At 71.5% G+C, this 18,196-nt stretch carries 16 protein-coding genes; 14 read left to right on the plus strand and 2 right to left on the minus strand.

Annotated elements, in window-relative coordinates:
* Positions 1–184 precede the first annotated feature (184 nt).
* The 7 genes from ACGFYV_RS18190 to ACGFYV_RS18220 all read left to right on the plus strand — a co-directional run bounded on the left by ACGFYV_RS18190 (position 185) and on the right by ACGFYV_RS18220 (position 9,294).
* Entirely contained in the window at positions 185–1,027 is an 843-nt protein-coding gene (locus ACGFYV_RS18190) for a nitrilase-related carbon-nitrogen hydrolase (RefSeq protein ID WP_393879394.1), read from the plus strand.
* The gene (locus ACGFYV_RS18195) at positions 1,024–2,307 is read left to right on the plus strand and encodes an aspartate aminotransferase family protein (RefSeq protein ID WP_393879395.1); all 1,284 of its coding nucleotides are present in this window, start codon (positions 1,024–1,026) and stop codon (positions 2,305–2,307) included. The genes ACGFYV_RS18190 and ACGFYV_RS18195 overlap by 4 nt, the downstream gene beginning before the upstream one ends.
* A 129-nt stretch (positions 2,308–2,436) precedes the next feature.
* Positions 2,437–4,023, plus strand: a complete 1,587-nt coding sequence (locus ACGFYV_RS18200; protein ID WP_393879396.1) for a PucR family transcriptional regulator — start codon at positions 2,437–2,439, stop codon at positions 4,021–4,023.
* Between the two features lie 155 nt (positions 4,024–4,178).
* Positions 4,179–5,021 carry a nitrilase-related carbon-nitrogen hydrolase gene (locus ACGFYV_RS18205; RefSeq protein ID WP_393879397.1) on the plus strand — a complete coding sequence of 281 codons (843 nt, stop codon included), beginning with the start codon at positions 4,179–4,181 and terminating at the stop codon, positions 5,019–5,021.
* Between the two features lie 85 nt (positions 5,022–5,106).
* Positions 5,107–6,510, plus strand: a complete 1,404-nt coding sequence (gene hydA, locus ACGFYV_RS18210) for a dihydropyrimidinase (RefSeq protein ID WP_393879398.1) — start codon at positions 5,107–5,109, stop codon at positions 6,508–6,510.
* 11 nt (positions 6,511–6,521) lie between these two features.
* Positions 6,522–7,544: a TIGR03842 family LLM class F420-dependent oxidoreductase gene (locus tag ACGFYV_RS18215; RefSeq protein WP_393879399.1), complete on the plus strand. Its 1,023-nt coding sequence runs from the start codon at positions 6,522–6,524 to the stop codon at positions 7,542–7,544.
* Between the two features lie 208 nt (positions 7,545–7,752).
* A complete protein-coding gene (locus ACGFYV_RS18220) occupies positions 7,753–9,294 on the plus strand; it encodes an NCS1 family nucleobase:cation symporter-1 (RefSeq protein WP_393879400.1) in 1,542 nt (513 codons plus the stop codon).
* Between the two features lie 5 nt (positions 9,295–9,299).
* On the opposite strand, the gene ACGFYV_RS18225 is transcribed toward ACGFYV_RS18220, so the two are convergent.
* Positions 9,300–9,983 (minus strand): hypothetical protein, encoded by a 684-nt coding sequence (locus ACGFYV_RS18225; protein ID WP_393879401.1) that lies wholly within the window; start codon positions 9,981–9,983, stop codon positions 9,300–9,302.
* A 416-nt stretch (positions 9,984–10,399) separates the two neighbouring features.
* Positions 10,400–11,788: an MFS transporter gene (locus tag ACGFYV_RS18230; protein ID WP_393879402.1), complete on the minus strand. Its 1,389-nt coding sequence runs from the start codon at positions 11,786–11,788 to the stop codon at positions 10,400–10,402.
* A gap of 182 nt (positions 11,789–11,970) precedes the next feature.
* Here ACGFYV_RS18230 and ACGFYV_RS18235 point away from each other — a divergent pair, with 182 nt between their 5' ends.
* From ACGFYV_RS18235 to ACGFYV_RS18265, 7 genes are read left to right on the plus strand one after another with little or no spacing between them, the layout of a single operon-like run.
* Positions 11,971–13,455, plus strand: coding sequence for an aldehyde dehydrogenase (locus tag ACGFYV_RS18235; protein ID WP_393879403.1), 1,485 nt, complete (start codon positions 11,971–11,973; stop codon positions 13,453–13,455).
* 37 nt (positions 13,456–13,492) lie between these two features.
* On the plus strand, positions 13,493–14,494 hold the full coding sequence (locus tag ACGFYV_RS18240) for a VOC family protein (RefSeq protein WP_393879404.1): 1,002 nt from the start codon (positions 13,493–13,495) through the stop codon (positions 14,492–14,494).
* The gene (locus ACGFYV_RS18245; RefSeq protein ID WP_393879405.1) at positions 14,491–15,294 is read left to right on the plus strand and encodes an aspartate dehydrogenase domain-containing protein; all 804 of its coding nucleotides are present in this window, start codon (positions 14,491–14,493) and stop codon (positions 15,292–15,294) included. The genes ACGFYV_RS18240 and ACGFYV_RS18245 overlap by 4 nt, the downstream gene beginning before the upstream one ends.
* Positions 15,291–16,106, plus strand: coding sequence for an alpha/beta fold hydrolase (locus ACGFYV_RS18250; protein WP_393879406.1), 816 nt, complete (start codon positions 15,291–15,293; stop codon positions 16,104–16,106). The genes ACGFYV_RS18245 and ACGFYV_RS18250 overlap by 4 nt, the downstream gene beginning before the upstream one ends.
* Before the next feature lie 9 nt (positions 16,107–16,115).
* Positions 16,116–16,637 carry a cupin domain-containing protein gene (locus ACGFYV_RS18255; protein ID WP_393879407.1) on the plus strand — a complete coding sequence of 174 codons (522 nt, stop codon included), beginning with the start codon at positions 16,116–16,118 and terminating at the stop codon, positions 16,635–16,637.
* Positions 16,630–17,394, plus strand: a complete 765-nt coding sequence (locus ACGFYV_RS18260) for an SDR family oxidoreductase (protein ID WP_393879408.1) — start codon at positions 16,630–16,632, stop codon at positions 17,392–17,394. Before ACGFYV_RS18255 ends, ACGFYV_RS18260 begins: the two co-directional genes overlap by 8 nt.
* A 19-nt stretch (positions 17,395–17,413) precedes the next feature.
* A complete protein-coding gene (locus ACGFYV_RS18265) occupies positions 17,414–18,196 on the plus strand; it encodes an SDR family oxidoreductase (protein WP_393879409.1) in 783 nt (260 codons plus the stop codon).

Here is an 18,196-nt window from a genome sequence, read left to right on the forward strand (position 1 = left end):
CGACGAGAGGGCGCCCGCGCTCGCTCCGAGGCGCCCGCGCTCACCCTAAGGGGTGTGAAACACGATCGACTCAGCGGGTTGACGACGATGGTCTTGGCAAGGACCCCGGTGAGGCTTACTTTCGTCCCTCTACGGCCGTTTCTACGGGCGTAGAGGCTCGGACGCCGCGTCGAAGGAGCAACTCATGGCCAACGTCGTACGTGCCGCACTGGTCCAGGCCACCTGGACCGGCGACACCGGGTCCATGGTGGCGAAACACGAGGAACACGCACGTGAGGCGGCCCGCCGGGGTGCGAAGGTCATCGGTTTCCAGGAGGTCTTCAACGCCCCCTACTTCTGCCAGGTCCAGGAGCCCGAGCACTACCGCTGGGCGGAGCCGGTGCCCGACGGGCCCACGGTGCGCCGCATGCGGGACCTCGCCCGCGAGACCGGCATGGTCATCGTCGCACCGGTCTTCGAGATCGAGCAGCCCGGCTTCTACTACAACACCGCCGCGGTGATCGACGCCGATGGTAGCTACCTCGGCAAGTACCGCAAGCACCACATCCCGCAGGTCAAGGGCTTCTGGGAGAAGTACTACTTCAAACCCGGCAACCTGGGCTGGCCCGTCTTCGACACGGCCGTCGGCCGGGTCGGCGTCTACATCTGCTACGACCGCCACTTCCCCGAGGGCTGGCGGCAACTCGGGCTCAACGGAGCCCAGTTGGTATACAACCCCTCCGCCACCCACCGTGGCCTGTCCGCCCACCTGTGGCAGCTGGAGCAGCCCGCCGCGGCCGTCGCCAACGAGTACTTCGTCGCCGCCATCAACCGGGTCGGCCAGGAGGAGTACGGGGACAACGACTTCTACGGGACGTCGTACTTCGTCGACCCGCGCGGGCAGTTCGTCGGCGACGTCGCCGGCGACAAGACCGAGGAACTCCTCGTCCGCGACCTGGACTTCGACCTCATCGACGACGTGCGGCAGCAGTGGGCCTTCTACCGCGACCGCCGCCCCGACGCCTACGAAGGGCTGGTGCAGCCGTGAACGACCTCTTCGACCGCCACCGCCAGGTGCTGCCCGACTGGCTCGCCCTCTACTACGACCGGCCGCTGGAGATCACCCACGGCGAGGGACGCCACGTCTGGGACTCCGCCGGCAACCGCTACCTGGACTTCTTCGGCGGCATCCTCACCACCATGACCGCGCACGCCCTGCCCGAGGTGACCAAGGCGGTCAGTGAGCAGTCCGGCCGGATCATCCACTCCTCGACCCTCTACCTCAACCGGCCGATGGTCGAACTCGCCGAGCGCATCGCGAAGTTGAGCGGCATCCCGGACGCCCGGGTCTTCTTCACCACCTCCGGGACCGAGGCCAACGACACCGCACTGCTGCTCGCCACCACCTACCGGCGCAGCAACACGATCCTGGCCATGCGCAACAGCTACCACGGCCGCTCCTTCAGCGCCGTCGGCATCACCGGCAACCGCGGCTGGTCCCCGACCTCCCTGTCCCCGCTGCAGACCCTGTACGTCCACGGAGGCGTCCGCACCCGGGGCCCCTTCGCCCACCTGGACGACCGCGCCTTCACCGACGCCTGCGTGGCGGACCTGAAGGACCTCCTCGGACAGACCCGGCCGCCCGCCGCGCTGATCGCCGAACCCATCCAGGGCGTCGGCGGCTTCACCTCCCCGCCCGACGGACTGTACGCGGCGTTCCGCGAGGTGCTGAGCGAGCACGGGATCCTGTGGATCGCCGACGAGGTGCAGACCGGCTGGGGCCGCACCGGCGACCACTTCTGGGGCTGGCAGGCACACGAGGGGAGCGGCCCGCCGGACATCGTCACCTTCGCCAAGGGCATCGGCAACGGCATGTCCATCGGCGGGGTCATCGCCCGCGCCGAGATCATGAACTGCCTGGACGCCAACAGCATCTCGACCTTCGGCGGCACCCAGATCACCATGGCCGCGGGCCTCGCCAACCTGGCCTACCTCGTGGAACACGACCTCCAGGGCAACGCCCGGCGGGTCGGCGGACTTCTCATCGAGCGGCTGCGGGCCGTCGCCGCACAGCTGCCCGGCGTCCGTGAGGTGCGCGGGCGCGGGCTGATGATCGGCGTCGAGCTGGTCAGGCCCGGCATGGACGAGGCGGATCCGCGGGCGGCCTCCGCGGTCCTGGAGGCGGCCCGCGAGGGCGGCCTGCTCATCGGCAAGGGCGGCGGCCACGATACGAGTGCTCTGCGCATCGCCCCGCCGCTGTCGTTGACGGTCGCGGAGGCGGAGGAGGGGGCGGCGATCCTCGAACAGGCCCTGAGGAGCGCGTATTAGCTCCGTCGGAAGAGCCGTGACGGGGTCCGTCGTCGAACGTCCGCGGGTTCGTCGTGGCTTGTCGCGCAGTTCCTCGCGCCCCTTCGGGGGCGCGCTGTCCCGGGCATCGTCCGAGCGAGGGATACGGTCATGGTCAGCACTTCCGTCACCCGGCGACCGGGCCGGCAGCCACCCGAACCCGTCCTCTCCGTGCGGCACGTCCTCGCGCTGGAGCGTGTGCTCGCCGGGGAGCCCGAGGTGGTGGCCGGTGCCGGGCAGCTCGACCGGGCCGTGCGCTGGGTGCACGTCGCCGAGGCGCCCGATGTCGGCGTGATGCTCAGCGGCGGCGAGATGGTCCTCACCACCGGCGTGCTGCTCGCCGGTGACGAGGCCAAGCAGGCCGAGTACATCCAGTCGCTGCACCGCGCGGAGGCCGCCGCCGTGGTCCTCGGCCTCGGGCGGGCCTTTCCCGCGCCGCCCGAGGTGATGCGCCGGGCGGCCGAACGGTGCGGGCTGCCCCTGGTCGTCCTGCACCGGCCGTTCCCGTTCGCCGAACTGACCGAGGAGGTCCAGTCCCGCCTGGTACGGCGGAAGTTCGCCGCCGTCAGCCTCTCGGAGACCGTACGCACGGCGCTCACCGCGCTGATCACCGCGGACGCGCCCCTGCAGCGGCTCCTCGACGAGGTCGCCCAGCACAGCGGCTGCCCGGTCGTCGTCACCAACCTCGCCCACCGCGTCCTCGCCACGGCGGGGGAGCGGCCCGCCGTGGACGACGTGCTGCGCGACTGGGAGCGCATCGCCCGGCAGGCCGGCGGCGCCGAGGGCGACGGCTGGATCCGCGCCGAGCTGGGCGGGCGCGGCGAGCACTGGGGGCGTCTGCTGCTGTGCGGGTACCGGGGCGAGGCGGCCACCGGGCGGCTGCTCGCCGACCGGGCGGCCGAGGCCCTCGTCCTGCACCGCATGCTCGGCGGCGGCTCCGCCCACACCTGGGAGGAGCAGGCCGCGCAGAGCCTGCTGACCGACCTCGCCAGTGGCGTCGTACCGGCCAGGCAACTGCTGCCGCGGGCGCGGGCGGCCGGGCTGCCGGTGAACCGGCGGACCTTCGTGCCCCTCGTCGTCCCGGGCGCGCGGCCGGGCCGGCTGGAGCGCGTGCTGCGGCTGCTGGGCCTTTCCGGACTGGTGGCCGAGCTGGCCGAGGAGAGCACCGCCGTCCTGCTCAGCCTCGCCCGCGACCAGCACGCCGAGGCGCTCACCGCGCACTTCGCGGCCCGGCTGCGCACCGAGACCGGAGCCCCGCACGCGGTGATCGCCGCCGCCGACCCGCGCACCGACTGGGACGACGTGCCCGCCGGGCTGCGCGAGGCCCGGCACGTCGCCGACGCCGTCGCCGACTCCTGCGCCGCCCGCGACCTGCCCTCTGTCGTACGGCTGCGGGACGTCCATCTGCGCGGCCTGGTCCGGCTGCTCCGGGACGATCCGCATGTGCAGTCCTTCGCCGAACGCGAGCTGGACGGGCTGCTGAGCGAGGCCGACCCGGAGCTGCTGAACGTCCTGCGCACCTACCTCGCCACCGGCCGCAACAAGTCCCGCACCGCCCAGCTCCACCATGTCTCCCGGCCCGCCCTCTACCGCCGCCTGGAGGCGATACGGGCACGGCTGGGCGCCGACCTCGACGACTTCGAACAGGCCGCCTCCGTCCACATCGCGCTCCTCGCGCACGACGCGCAACAACGGTGAAACATGCCACGACCTGGGAAAACGACGGTGAAACATGGGCTCGCCGACACGTGACACGGTGGCACGCCCACGGCCCCGGGACGTGACACGCTGCCACTCAAACGCCGCCCCGGGACTTCCTAGGCTCACCGCACACCGAGCTACCGGAGGTCCCGATGAGCCGAGTGATCCGTGCCGCCCTCTTCCAGACCGCCTGGACCGGCGACAAGGAATCCATGATCCAGGTCCACGAGCAGGCCGCCCGCGACGCCGCCGCGCAGGGCGCCCAGGTCCTGTGCTTCCAGGAGCTGTTCTACGGCCCCTACTTCTGCCAGGTCCAGGACAAGGCGTTCTACGAGTACGCCGAGCGGATCCCCGAGGGCCCGACCGTCCAGCGCTTCCAGGCCCTCGCCCGGGAACTGGGCCTCGTCCTCGTCCTGCCCATGTACGAGGAGGAACAGCCCGGCGTCCTCTACAACACCGCCGCCGTGATCGACGCGGACGGCTCCTACCTCGGCAAGTACCGCAAGACCCACATCCCCCAGGTCCACGGATTCTGGGAGAAGTTCTACTTCCGCCCCGGCAACAGCGGCTGGCCCGTCTTCGACACGGCCGTGGGCAGGATCGGCGTCTACATCTGCTACGACCGCCACTTCCCGGAGGGCTGGCGGGCGCTCGGCCTCGCCGGCGCCGAGATCGTCTTCAACCCCTCGGCCACCTCGCGCGGACTGTCCCGCTATCTCTGGCAGTTGGAGCAGCCGGCGGCGGCGGTCGCCAACGAGTACTTCGTCGGCGCGATCAACCGGGTCGGCGTGGAGGACCTCGGCGACAACGACTTCTACGGCACGACCTACTTCGTGGACCCCGAGGCCCAGTTCGTCGGCGAGCCGGCGAGCGACAAGGAGAGCGAACTCGTCGTCCGCGACCTGGACCTGGCCAAACTCCGCGAGGTCCGCGACCGCTGGCAGTTCTACCGGGACCGGGCACCGGGTGCGTACGGGCCGCTGACGGCGCCGTGACAGCACCGGCGGCCTTGGTTCCGTCAGGGGCGCGGGGAACCGCGCGACCAGCCACGAACGACCCGCACGTACCGAGGAGAGGCACATGAGCAGCCGTACTCTCGTCCGGGGCGGTCTCGTCATCACCGCGTCCGACGAGATCCACGCCGACGTCCTGATCGAGGACGGCCGTATCGCCGCCCTCGCCGTCACCGGCACGCCCGCCGCCGAGGCGTTCACCGCCGAGAGGGTCATCGACGCCGCCGGGAAGTACGTCATCCCGGGCGGCGTCGACGCCCACACCCACATGGAGCTGCCGTTCGGCGGCACCTTCGCCTCCGACACCTTCGAGACCGGCACCCGGGCCGCCGCCTGGGGCGGGACGACCACGATCGTCGACTTCGCCGTGCAGAGCGTCGGCCACACCCTGCGCGAGGGCCTGGACACCTGGCACGCCAAGGCCGAGGGCAACTGCGCGATCGACTACGGCTTCCACATGATCGTCTCCGACGTGAACGAGGAGACGCTCAAGGAGATGGACCTCTTGATCGAGGAGGGCGTGACCTCGTTCAAGCAGTTCATGGCCTACCCCGGGGTGTTCTACTCCGACGACGGCCAGATCCTGCGCGCGATGCAGCGCTCCGCCGAGAACGGCGGCCTGATCATGATGCACGCCGAGAACGGCATCGCGATCGACGTCCTCGTGGAACAGGCGCTGGCCCGCGGCGAGACCGACCCCCGCTACCACGGCGAGGTCCGCAAGGCCCTGCTGGAGGCCGAGGCCACCCACCGCGCCATCCGGCTCGCCCAGGTGGCCGGCGCCCCCCTGTACGTCGTACACGTCTCGGCGGCGGAAGCGGTCGCCGAACTCGCGCGGGCCCGCGACGAGGGCCTGAACGTCTTCGGCGAGACCTGCCCGCAGTACCTGTTCCTGTCCACCGACAACCTCGCCGAGCCCGACTTCGAGGGCGCGAAGTACGTGTGCAGCACGCCCCTTCGCCCCAAGGAGCACCAGGCCGCCCTGTGGCGGGGCCTGCGCACCAACGACCTCCAGGTCGTCTCCACCGACCACTGCCCCTTCTGCTTCGTCGGCCAGAAGGAACTGGGCCGCGGCGACTTCTCCAAGATCCCCAACGGCCTGCCCGGCGTCGAGAACCGTATGGACCTGCTGCACCAGGCCGTCGTCGACGGGCACATCTCCCGCCGCCGCTGGATCGAGATCGCCTGCGCCACCCCGGCCCGCATGTTCGGCCTCTACCCCACGAAGGGCACCATCGCCCCCGGCGCCGACGCCGACATCGTCATCTACGACCCGCACGCCGAGCAGATCATGTCCGCCGAGACCCACCACATGAACGTCGACTACTCGGCCTACGAGGGCAAGCGGACCACCGGCCGGGTCGAGACCGTGCTCTCGCGCGGCGAACCCGTCATCACCGAGCGGGAGTACACCGGACACGCCGGACACGGCGTCTACACCCCGCGCTCCACCTGCCAGTACCTCGACTAGGAGCAGCGCCCATGGACTTCGGACTCGTCCTGCAGACCGACCCGCCGGCCTCCCGGGTCATCAGCCTGATGAAGCGGGCCGAGCGGGGCGGCTTCCGCTACGGCTGGACCTTCGACTCCGCCGTGCTGTGGCAGGAGCCGTTCGTGATCTACAGCCAGATCCTCGCCAACACACAGAAGTTGACGGTCGGCCCGATGGTCACCAACCCGGGCACCCGCACCTGGGAGGTCACCGCCTCCACCTTCGCCACCCTCAACGACATGTTCGGCAACCGCACCGTCTGCGGTATCGGCCGCGGCGACTCCGCCATGCGCGTCGCGGGCCGCAAGCCCAACACCCTCGCCCGGATCAGCGAGGCCATGAAGGTCATCCGCGCCCTCGGCCGGGGCGAGTCGGCCGACCTCGGCGGCGGCACCGTCGTCCGCTTCCCCTGGATCAGGCCGGGCGCCGAACTCCCCGTGTGGATGGCCGCGTACGGGCCCAAGGCGCTGAAGATGGCCGGCGAGGAGGCCGACGGGTTCATCCTCCAGCTGTCCGACCTGTATCTCACCGAGTACATGGTCAAGGCGGTGAAGGACGCGGCCGTCGCCGCCGGGCGCGACCCGTCGGAGGTCACCGTGTGCGTCGCCGCCCCCGCCTACGTCACCGAGGACGACTCGCCCGAGGCGCTCGCCCACGCACGCGACCAGTGCCGGTGGTTCGGCGGCATGGTCGGCAACCACGTGGCCGACCTCGTCGCCAGGTACGGGGAGCACTCCGGCCAGGTCCCGGACGAACTCACCGACTACATCAAGTCCCGTGCGGGGTACGACTACTCCCACCACGGCCGGGCCGACAACCCCGACACCGCGTTCGTGCCCGACGAGATCGTCGACCGGTTCTGCGTCATCGGGCCGGCCGCGAAGCACATCGAGAAACTGAACGCGCTGCGCGACCTGGGCGTCGACCAGTTCGCCGTGTACGACATGCACGACGCGCAGGAAGCCACCATCGACGCCTACGGCACGACGGTGATCCCGGCCGTCAACGGCTGACCGTTCGGCCCCTGCCCGTTCCCCGCCGCTGCCCGTTCCCCGTTCCCCGTCTCTGCCCGTTCCCCGTCTCTGTCCGTTCCGCGTTTCTGTCCGTTCCGCGTCCCTGTCCGTTTCCCGTCCCGCCCCCTGGTCGCCCCTCCCCGCCGTCCCGGGGAGGGGCTGGTGCCCGCACGGCCTCCCGACCCACCCCTCCTCGATTGGCCTGCCCATGACCGACACCGCTCCCACGGCCATACCGCCGAGCACTCAAGTCACCCTCACCGACGGCCGGGTGGAGATCGCCCCCGGCGCCCCGCAGCCCAGCGGCCCCTACGCCAACGCGGACCTGCTCCCCGTCCCCACGGCGAGACGCACCTGGACGACGTACAACTTCTTCGCGCTCTGGGTCGGCATGGCCCACAACACGGCCTCCTGGACGCTTGCTTCCGGGCTGATCGCGGTTGGCATGGACTGGAAGCAGGCCGTGTTCACGATCGCGCTCGCCAACCTGATCGTGCTGGTGCCCATGCTGCTCACCGGGCACGCCGGACCCAAGTACGGCATTCCCTTCCCGGTCTTCGCCCGCGCCTCCTTCGGCGTACGCGGCGCCAACCTGCCCGCCATCGTGCGGGCGTTGGTGGCGTGCGGCTGGTTCGGCATCCAGACCTGGATCGGCGGCGAGGCCATCTACTTCCTCGCCGGCAAGCTGATCGGCGACAGCTGGTCGGACACCTCGCACATCGGCGGCTACGCGTGGACCATGTGGCTGTCGTTCGCGATCTTCTGGGTGATCCAGGTGGCCATCATCTACCGGGGCATGGACACCATCCGCCGGTTCGAGAACTGGGCCGCGCCCTTCGTGCTCGTCGGCGCCTTCGTGATGCTGTGGTGGATGAGCGGCAAGGCAGGTGGCGTCGGCCCGCTGTTCGACCAGCCCTCCAAACTGGGCTGGGGCGGCGACTTCTGGAAGCTGTTCTGGCCCTCGCTGATGGGCATGATCGGATTCTGGTCCACGCTGTCGCTGAACATCCCCGACTTCACGCGCTACGGCAGGAGCCAGAAGGCGCAGACCTGGGGACAGGCCCTCGGCCTGCCGACCACCATGACGTTGTTCGCCTTCCTCTCCGTGCTGGTGACCTCCGGTTCGCAGGCGGTGTACGGCGAGCCGGTCTGGGACCCGGTCCAGCTCGCCGCCAAGACGGACAACGTGGTCGGTCTGCTCTACGCCCTGGTCACCGTGTTGGTGGCGACCCTGTCCGTGAACATCGCGGCCAACCTGGTCTCCCCGGCCTTCGACTTCTCCAACCTGGCGCCCAGGAAGATCAGTTTCCGCACCGGCGCGCTGATCACCGCCGTGCTCGCGGTCCTGATCCTCCCGTGGAAGCTGTACTCCGACCCCCAGGGCTACATCTTCACCTGGCTCGGCCTGGTCGGCGGACTGCTCGGCACGGTCGCGGGCATCCTCGTGGCCGACTACTGGGTGCTTCGCCGCACCCGCCTCGTCCTCGCCGACCTGTATCGCGCGGGCGGCCGCTACTGGTACACCGGCGGCTGGAACTGGCGGGCCGTCGTTGCCTTCCTCGTCGGCGGCGTCCTCGCCATCGGCGGCGCGGACTTCCATCCGCTGTTCGACGGCCGCCCCGTCCCGGCGCTCAAGTCCCTCGCGGACTACGGCTGGGCGGTGGGCCTCGGCACCTCGCTGGTGCTGTACCTGACGCTGACCCTGCTGACCGGACCCGGACGGAGGGAGCGGACGGCACAGGCCGTCTGAGCGAGTCAGCCGGATGTGCCGGACGCGTCGGCCGCGCTGCTCCCCAGCGCGGCCACCGCGCCCTTCGCGGCCTTGATCGCACCCTTGTTGATCTCGTCCGTGCTCGGCGCCTTCTTCGTGTCGAAGTCGCTGCCGCTGTAGGTGACGATCACCAGGGCGTTGGAGACGCGGGTCATCACCACGCCCTCACGGGTGTCCTGCTTGTCCTCGCTGGAGAGGTTCACGACGGAGTAGCCGGCGTCCCCGAGTCCCGGGACCGTACCGCCGCCGCTCTTGGCGGCGACGCGCCGTTCGTACTCCTTGGTCGCGTCCTGGTCCGAGCCGGTCAGCTCGAAGGAGACGTCCAGCCAGCGGTAGTCGTAGCCCTTGAGGGCGTTCCAGGAGCAGGTGCGGCGCAGTTTCGTGTCCGTCGACGGGATCTCCTTGCCGGCCGTCTTCGCCCCGGGCACCAGCGACTTGATGGTGTCCACCGACACACCGGTGCAGGGGGCGGGCGCGCTGGTGTACGCCTTCGACGCGGCCGTGGAGGACGGCGCGGAGGCCGACTGCGCGGGTGTCTGCCCGTCCGCCCGGTGAGCGGCGGCGTCCGGCGCGGCCGGCCCCGAGGACAGCGCCCAGCCGGCGCAGGCGAGAACGGCGACCGGCGTCAGACGCGCGGTGAGGGCGAGCGGCAGAGGAAGGGAACGCACGGCTCACTTCTCGTGGGGGAGGGAAGCGGGGGAAGGAGACAGGGGATAGGCGATATGGCAAGGGCCCCGTGGTGGACGGCGACGACAGTCTCACACGAGAGCCAGTGGGGCGGAAGGGAAAACTCGCTGCGTGCCCGCGCGGTGACGCAGGCCGCCGGTTGACGTCCACTGTGCCCGTTTATGTTCCGGGTGGGTGCCGGCCGTATCGGCGCGGCCGTCGCCGTCACCTCTTCCCCGTTGCCCCCTTCCCTGTTGTCCCGTCACCTCTTCCCCGTCGCCTCGTCGCCTCGTCGCCCCGTTGCCCCGGGGATGAAGCGACGGCTGGCCCGGGGACGAAGCGACGGCGCCGTCCCGGAAGTGGGACGGCGCCGTCGGGGCCGGAGAACCGGTGATGCGGTGATGCGGTGATGCGGCGATCAGGCGTTCAGTTCCTCCAGCGTCCGGCCCTTCGTCTCCACCGCGAACAGCGCGATGACCGCGCCCACCGCGGCCACGCAGGCCAGTTGGGTGAAGACCAGGCTCAGGCTGCCGCCCGCGCCCAGGATCGCGCCGACGGTGATGGGGCCGAGGATGACGCCCACGCGGTTCCACACGCCGCCGAAGGCCGCGCCCCGTGCGCGGTTGCGCGTCGGGTAGAGCTCGGGGGAGTAGAGGTAGAGGCCGGCGTTGATCGCGTACACGAAGAAGGTGGTGCAGGAAGCGAACACGGCGACCTGGCCGCCGGAGACGGCCCCGGTCAGGGCGAGGGCGCCCAGTGCGAGTGCGGCGCCGCCGAGCGCGGCGACGAGTGCCGGACGCCGGCCGACGCGGTCGATCACGAGCGCGACCGCCAGGGTGCCGAGCAGGCCGGTGACATTGCTGAGCAGCGTGTAGACCAGCGCGGTGGTCAGGTCGAGGCCGAAGTACTTGGTGTACAGGGACGGCAGCCAGGTGGAGATGCCGTGGTTGACGTAGTACGCGACGAACCAGAGGGCCGACAGGACGGCGGTGCGGCGCAGGTAGCGGCCGGTGAACAGCTCCCGCAGCCGGCCCCGGGCGGTCTCCACGGTGCCGGTGGCGGTGCCGGTGGCGACGGCCGGCTTGGGCAGCGGGGCGCCGGTCGAGCGGGTCACCTGCTCCTCGATCCGTGCCAGGACCCGTTCGGCCTCCTGCGTCCGCCCGTGCGCCAGCAGCCAGCGCGGGGACTCCTCGACCTGTTTCGGCAGGGCGGCGGCGATCAGGACGGGCAGGGCGCCGATCACGAACATCGCCCGCCAGCCGAAGTGGGGCACCACCCACACCGCGACCAGGGTCGCGGCGGCCAGGCCGGCCGGGAAGATCATCTCGTAGAGCAGTACGAAACGGCCGCGGCGGTCCGAGCGCGCGATCTCGTTGATGTAGGTGGCGGCGACGGGGACGACGCCTCCGATGCCGAGGCCCTGGACGAACCGGAAGAGCGAGAACAGCTCGATGCCGGTCGCCAGGGCGACGGCCAGGCTGGCCAGCGCGGTGACGGCGACCCCGAGCGCGACGGTGCGCACCCGGCCGATCCGGTCGCCCAGGGATCCGGCGCCCAGGGCGCCCAGGAGCATGCCGATGGAGCCGGCGGTCACGGCGAAGGTGGCCTGCCCCGTCGTGAGGTGCCAGTCCCGGATCAGGACGGGGAGCGCGGAGGCGGCCAGCAACTGGTCGAACGCCTCGAAGAACGTCACGGTGCCGATGAGGAAGCGGACCTTGACGTGCCAGCGGGAGTGCGGCAGTCGGTCGAGGCGTGCGGCTACTGATTCCGCCGATCCCGCGGCGGTTTCGCCGGCCACAGTCGTCATGGAGGTTCCTTCCGCGAACAGAGAGGTTGCGGAGACAGTAGGAGCAGATACCTAAGTGGTCAATGGTTAAGGGCAAAGACACTTTTCATTGATCCGGGTCTTGCTAGACAGATACTTAAGCGCTTAGATTTCTAGCGCTGAGAGTCAGCCCCAACTCCACCGACCCGTCCGGGAGGTTCGCCGTGCCTCGTTTCGCCACCGACATTCTCATCGGGGGCCAGTGGCGCCCCGGCGCCGGCGACCCCCTCACGACCGTGGACCCGGCCACCGGCGAGGTCCTCGCCACGCTCCGTGCGGCCTCGGTCGCCGAGGTGGACGAGGCCGCACGGGCCGGTGCCCACGCCGCCGCCGACCCCGCCTGGCGCGACCTCCTGCCCCACCAGCGGGCCCGGCTGCTGCACCGCATCGCGGAGCTGGTCGAGGACGCGGCGGACGAGCTGTCCGCGGTGCAGACCGCCGACACCGGCAAGACCCTCACCGAGACCCGGGCCCTCGCGCTCAGCGCCGCCGCGACCTTCCGCTACACCGCCGCCGCCCTGGAGACGGCCGAGGAGACGATCACCCCCTCGCGCGGCGACTACGTCACGATGAGCGTGTACGAGCCGATCGGTGTCGTCGCGGCCATCAACCCCTGGAACTCCCCGGTCGCCAGCGACGCCCAGAAGATCGCCCCCGCGCTCGCCGCCGGCAACGCCGTCCTCCTCAAGCCCGCCGCCTGGACCCCGCTGGTCTCCCTCGCCCTCGGCCGGCTGATCACTCGTGCGCTGGACGAACTCGGCCTGCCCGCCGGGCTGTTGTCGGTGCTCCCGGGCAGCGGCCGTACCGTCGGCGACGCCATCGCCACCCACCCGCTGGTCGGCCGCATCGGCTTCACCGGGGGCACGGACACCGGCCGCGCCATCGCCGCCGTCGCCGCCGCCAAGCTGGTCCCCGCCTCGCTCGAACTGGGCGGCAAGTCGCCGACCGTCGTCCGCGCCGACGCCGACGTCCCTCAGGCCCTGGCCGGCGTGATGTTCGGGATCTTCTCCTCCAGCGGGCAGTCCTGCATCGCCGGATCCCGGCTGTTCGTCGCCCGTGAGATCTACGACGAGTTCATCGGCGAACTCGTCGAGCGGGTACGGAAGTTGCGCGTCGGCCCCGGCACCGCACCCGGCACCCAGGTCGGCCCCCTCGTCCACCACCGGCACCGCGACGCCGTCGCCGCCTACGTCGACCTCGCCCGCGAGCAGGGAGGCCGCGTCCTGTGCGGCGGCGCCGTACCCGAGGGCGAGGCGTACCAGGACGGCGCGTACTACCTGCCGACGGTGATCGACGGCCTCCCCAACACCGCCCGGGTGTGCCAGGAGGAGATCTTCGGCCCCGTGCTGATCGCTCTGCCCTACGACGACGAGGACGACCTGGTCCGCCAGGCCAACGACTCGGTCTACGGCCTGGCCTGCGGCATCTGGACCCGGGACCACCGCGCCGCCTGGCGCCTCGCGCGCCGCATCGAGGCCGGCACCGTCTGGATCAACACGTACAAGCAGTTCAGCATCTCCACCCCCTTCAGCGGGATGAAGGACAGCGGCCTCGGCACCGAGAAGGGCCGCGACGCGATCCGCGCCTACCAGCGTCAGAAGTCCCTGTACTGGGGGACGTCCGAGACGCCGCTGCCCTGGGCCGGATGAGCCCCCGCCCTTCGTGTCCGTACGTCTGGAGACCCTCATGCCCCACCCGCCCATCGCCCGGCTGCGCGCCCTGCGCTCGGTCGAACTGCTCACACCCGAACTCGGTGACGCCGCGGACTTCTACGCCGAGGCGTGGGGGCTCGGGGTCGTCGAGTCCGGGCACGACGCCATCTGGCTGCGCGGCACCGGCGAGGAGCACCACGCGCTCCAGCTGACCCGCTCGCACCGCGTCGGCCTCGGCCGGATCTCCTTCGCCGTCGCCACGCCCGCCGAGGTGGACGAGGCCGCCCGCCGGCTGCTCGCCCGCGGCATCACCCCGGTGGCCGGACCCGGCCCCCTCGACCAGGTCGGCGGCGGCTACGGCCTGCGCTTCACCGACCCCGAGGGCCGCCTGCTCGAACTGTCCGCCGAGACCTGGGCGGTGCGGCCCCGAGGCCGCGACGAGGCCGTACCCGTCGGCGTCACCCACGCCGTCCTCAACACCACCGACATCGACGCGTCCGTCGCCTTCTACCGCGACGTCCTCGGCCTGCGCGTCTCCGACTGGTCCGAGCACCAGATGGCCTTCCTGCGCTGCAACGCCGACCACCACTGCATCGCCTTCAACCAGGCCGACTGGGCCTCGCTCAACCACGTGGCCTACGAGATGCGTTCCGTCGACCACTTCATGCGGGGACTGGGCCGGCTGCGCCACCACGGCATCACCCCCCAGTGGGGCCCCGGCCGGCACGGCCCCGGCGACAACACCTTCTCCTACTTCACCGACCCGACCGGTCTGGTCTGCGAGTACACCTCCGAGGTCGCGCAGGTGGTCGAGGACCGCTGGATCGCCAAGGTGTGGCGCCGCACCCCCGAACTGTCCGACCTGTGGGGCACGGCGGGCCCGCCCTCCACGAAGATCCGCTGCCACATGGCCGGAACCCCCGATCCCGGCCCGCTCGCCGCCGCCCCCGGCCCGCTCGCCACCCCTCCCTCCCCATCTCCTTCCCCCTCCCCGTCACCCCTCGCCCCCGCCCTCGCCGAGGAGACCCCCGCATGAGCAGCAATCGGATCCGCAAGGTCGGCGTCGTCGGCTGGGGCGCCATCGGACGCGTCGTCGGCTCCGCCCTCGCCGAACGGTCCGTCACCGGCGCCGTGTTGGAGTGCATCGTCGACAACCGCCCCCTGGGCGACAGCGCGCCCGCTCCTCAGGTCGCCTTCGAGGAGGCCCTCCAGCGCTGCGACCTGATCGTGGAGGCGGCCGGGCAGGGCGTCGTCCGCGAGTGGGGCGAGCGCGTCCTCGAATCCGGCACCGACCTGCTGATCGCCTCCACCGGGGCACTGACCGACGAGGAACTGGCCAAGCGGCTGCTCGCGGCGGGTCCTGGCCGGGTGTACTTCACCGGCGGCGCCGTCGGCGGCCTCGACCTCCTCCAGGCCGTACGCTCCCTCGGCCCGCTGCACGACGTGCGGCTCACCACCACCAAGCTGCCCTCCACCCTCGAACAGCCCTGGATGGACGACGAGTTGCTCACCCGGCTGCGGACGGCGACCGGCCCGGTCGAGGTGATGTCGGGCACCGCGCGCGACATCCCGGTGAAGTTCCCCAAGTCGACGAACGTGGCCGCCTCGGTCGCGCTGGCCGTCGGCGACCTGGACGCTGTGCGGGTCCACGTCGTCGCCGACCCCGGAGCGCACCACACCCGGCACGTCGTCGAGGCCCGCGGTGCGCACGGCGCCTACCGCTTCGAGGTCGCCCACCTGCCCGACCCGGGCAACCCGGCGACCAGCCAGGTCGTGCCGTACGCCGTACTGCGCAGCCTCGCCGCGCTGGCCGGACGGACAGGACAGATCCTGTGACGGCCCCGGTGACGGACTCGGTGGCGGCCCTCGCCTCAGCGCTGCACGTCGAAGAGGCGGGCGACCAGGGCCCGTTGCTCCTGTGCCTGCACGGCATCGGCTCCTCCTCGGCCGCCTTCGCCCCGCAGCTCGCCGAGCTGGGCCGGTACGCGCGGGTCGTCGCCTGGGACGCCCCCGGGTATGCCAAGTCCCCTGACCCCGAAGGCCCGTTGACCCTGGACGACTACGCCGACACGGCCGCCGCGCTGATCCGCGCCCGCGGCGGCAGCGCCCACGTCCTCGGTGTCTCCTGGGGCGGAGTCATCGCGCTGCGGCTCGCCGTCCGCCACCCGGAGCTGGTCGCCTCCCTCGTCGTCGCGGACTCCAGCCCGGGTTCGGGCACGGACCCGGCGAAGGCGACCGCGATGCGGGCACGGGCAGGCGAGCTGGCCGAGGCCGGCCCCAGGGCGTTCGCCGAACGCCGCGCCTCCCGCCTGCTGTCCGAGAACGCGCCCGCCGACCTCGTACGACGCGTCACCGACACCATGGCGGACGCGATCCGCCTGCCGGGCTACGCGTACGCCGCCGAGTCGATGGCCGCCGCCGACCTGCGCGCCGAACTGCCCCGGATCACCGCCCCGACGCTCGTCCTGTGCGGCGACCAGGACCGCGTCACCGGCGTCGACGCCTCCCAGGCCATCGCCGGCGCCATCCACAAGACCGCCTACGTGATCGTCAAGGACGCCGGTCACCTGGCCAACCAGGAGCAGCCCGAGCGCTTCGACGCCTGGGTGCTCTCCCACCTCCGCATCACCGCCCGTATCCCCGCCTAGGAGTTCACCGTGCCTTTGACCACCACCGCGTACGACAACGGCGGCGACCTCGCCTCCTACACCGACTCGCTCATCGCGACGAAGGACTCCCGCGAGCCCGACTGGAACACCCTCGCCTTCCAGGCGAAGGCCGGCGACCAGTACCGCCGCGCGCAGATCCGCTACGTCGGCTCCGGCGCCACCGGCAACCACGAGGGCGACAACCGGATCCTCCCGTCCGGCGGGTTCACCTTCTCCAACATGCTGCTCCCGCCCGGCGCCGAGGGCCCCGAGCACACCCACCACGACGTCGAGGAGGCCTTCTTCGTCCTGGAGGGCGAGGTGCGGGTCGGCATCCACCGCGGCGAGGACGAGGCGGAGTACCGCACCCTCGGCTACCGCGACATGATCGTCGTCCCGGCGGGCGTGGCGCGTTCGCTGAAGAACGAGGGCGACAAGGACGCGCTGTTCTGCGTCGTCATCGGCACACAGAAGCCGCAGGTGCCCACCTACCCCGAGCACTCGCCGATGCACGGCGTCACCCGTGACTGAGCGTTCCCCGCGCGACGCCCGGACGGTCGTCGTCACCGGGGCGGGCCGTGGCCTGGGACTGGCCATGGCCCGCCGGGCCGGCCAGGACGGCTTCCGCGTCGTCCTGGCCGAGCTGGCCGAGGACCGGGGCCGCGCCGCCGAGCGGGAACTGCGCGCGGAGGGCATCGACGCCCACTTCACGCCCTGCGACGTCGCGGACCCCGCCTCGGTGGAGCGACTCGGTGAGTTCACACGGCAGTTGGGCCCGCTGTACGGCCTGGTGAACAACGCGGCGCTCGCCAACGGCGTGGGCGGCAAGGAGTTCCAGGACATCGACGTCGAGACGTGGGACCGGCTGATGACGGTCAACGCCCGGGGCCCCTGGCTGGTGTCCAAGGTCCTGCTGCCGCAGCTCCTCGCCCACGGCGGACCCGGCCGCATCGTCAACCTCGCCTCCGACGCCGCCCTGTACGGCTCCCCGCGCCTCGCCCACTACATCGCCTCCAAGGGCGCCGTGATCGCCCTGACCCGGGCCATGGCCCGCGAACTCGGCGACAAGGGCATCACCGTCAACGCTCTCGCCCCCGGTCTGACCGAGGGCGAGGCCACCGAGACCGTGCCCGCGCAGCGCCACGACCTCTACCGCGCGAACCGCGCCATCTCCCGCCCCCAGCGACCCGACGACCTCACCGGAGCCGTCGCTTTCCTGCTCGGCGAGGAGTCCCGCTATCTGACCGGACAGGTGATCGCCGTCAACGGCGGCTTCACCATGCACTGATCGACAGGAGTCACCCGCCATGGATCTGGGCCTCGCCGACCGCACCATCGTGGTCACCGGCGGCAGCTCGGGCGTCGGCCTGGCCACGGTCCGCGCCCTACTCGACGAGGGCGCGAACGTCGCCACCTGCGGACGCGACGCCGACCGCCTCGCCCGCGCGACGGCCGGCCTCGACGCCGGCCGGCTGCTGACCGCCGTGTGCGACGTACGGGACGCCGGCGCCGTACGCGACGTCGTCGAGCAGGCCGCCGGCCGCTTCGGCGGCGTCGACGGACTCGTCAACAACGCCGGGCAGTCCCGGATGAAGGGCCTGGACGAGTCCACCGCCGACGACTGGCGCGACGAGCTGGAGCTGAAGTTCCACGGCGTCCTCAACCCGCTGCACGCGGCCCGCCCGCACCTGAAGGCGTCGGACGCGGCGAGCGTCGTCAACGTCAACGCCGTCCTCGCCAAGCAGCCCGAGCCCCGCCTCATCACGACGAGCGCCGCCCGCGCGGGCATCCTCAACCTGTCCAAGTCCCTCTCTGTGGAACTCGCCGCCGACGGCATCCGGGTCAACTCCGTGTGCCTGGGCCTGATCGACACCGGCCAGTGGACCCGCCGCCACGCCGCCGCGGACACGGACCAGAGCTACGAGGAGTGGCAGGCGCACCTCGCCGCCGACCGCGGGGTCGCCCTCGGCAGGCTCGGCCGGGCCGACGAGGTCGCCTACGCGATCGTCGCGCTGCTGTCCCCCCGCGCCTCGTACATCACCGGCACCGCCATCGACGTCTGCGGCGGCGTCGGCCGCTCCATCCTCTGA

It is taken from the genome of Streptomyces sp. NPDC048297, assembly GCF_043201585.1.
Taxonomy (GTDB): domain Bacteria; phylum Actinomycetota; class Actinomycetes; order Streptomycetales; family Streptomycetaceae; genus Streptomyces.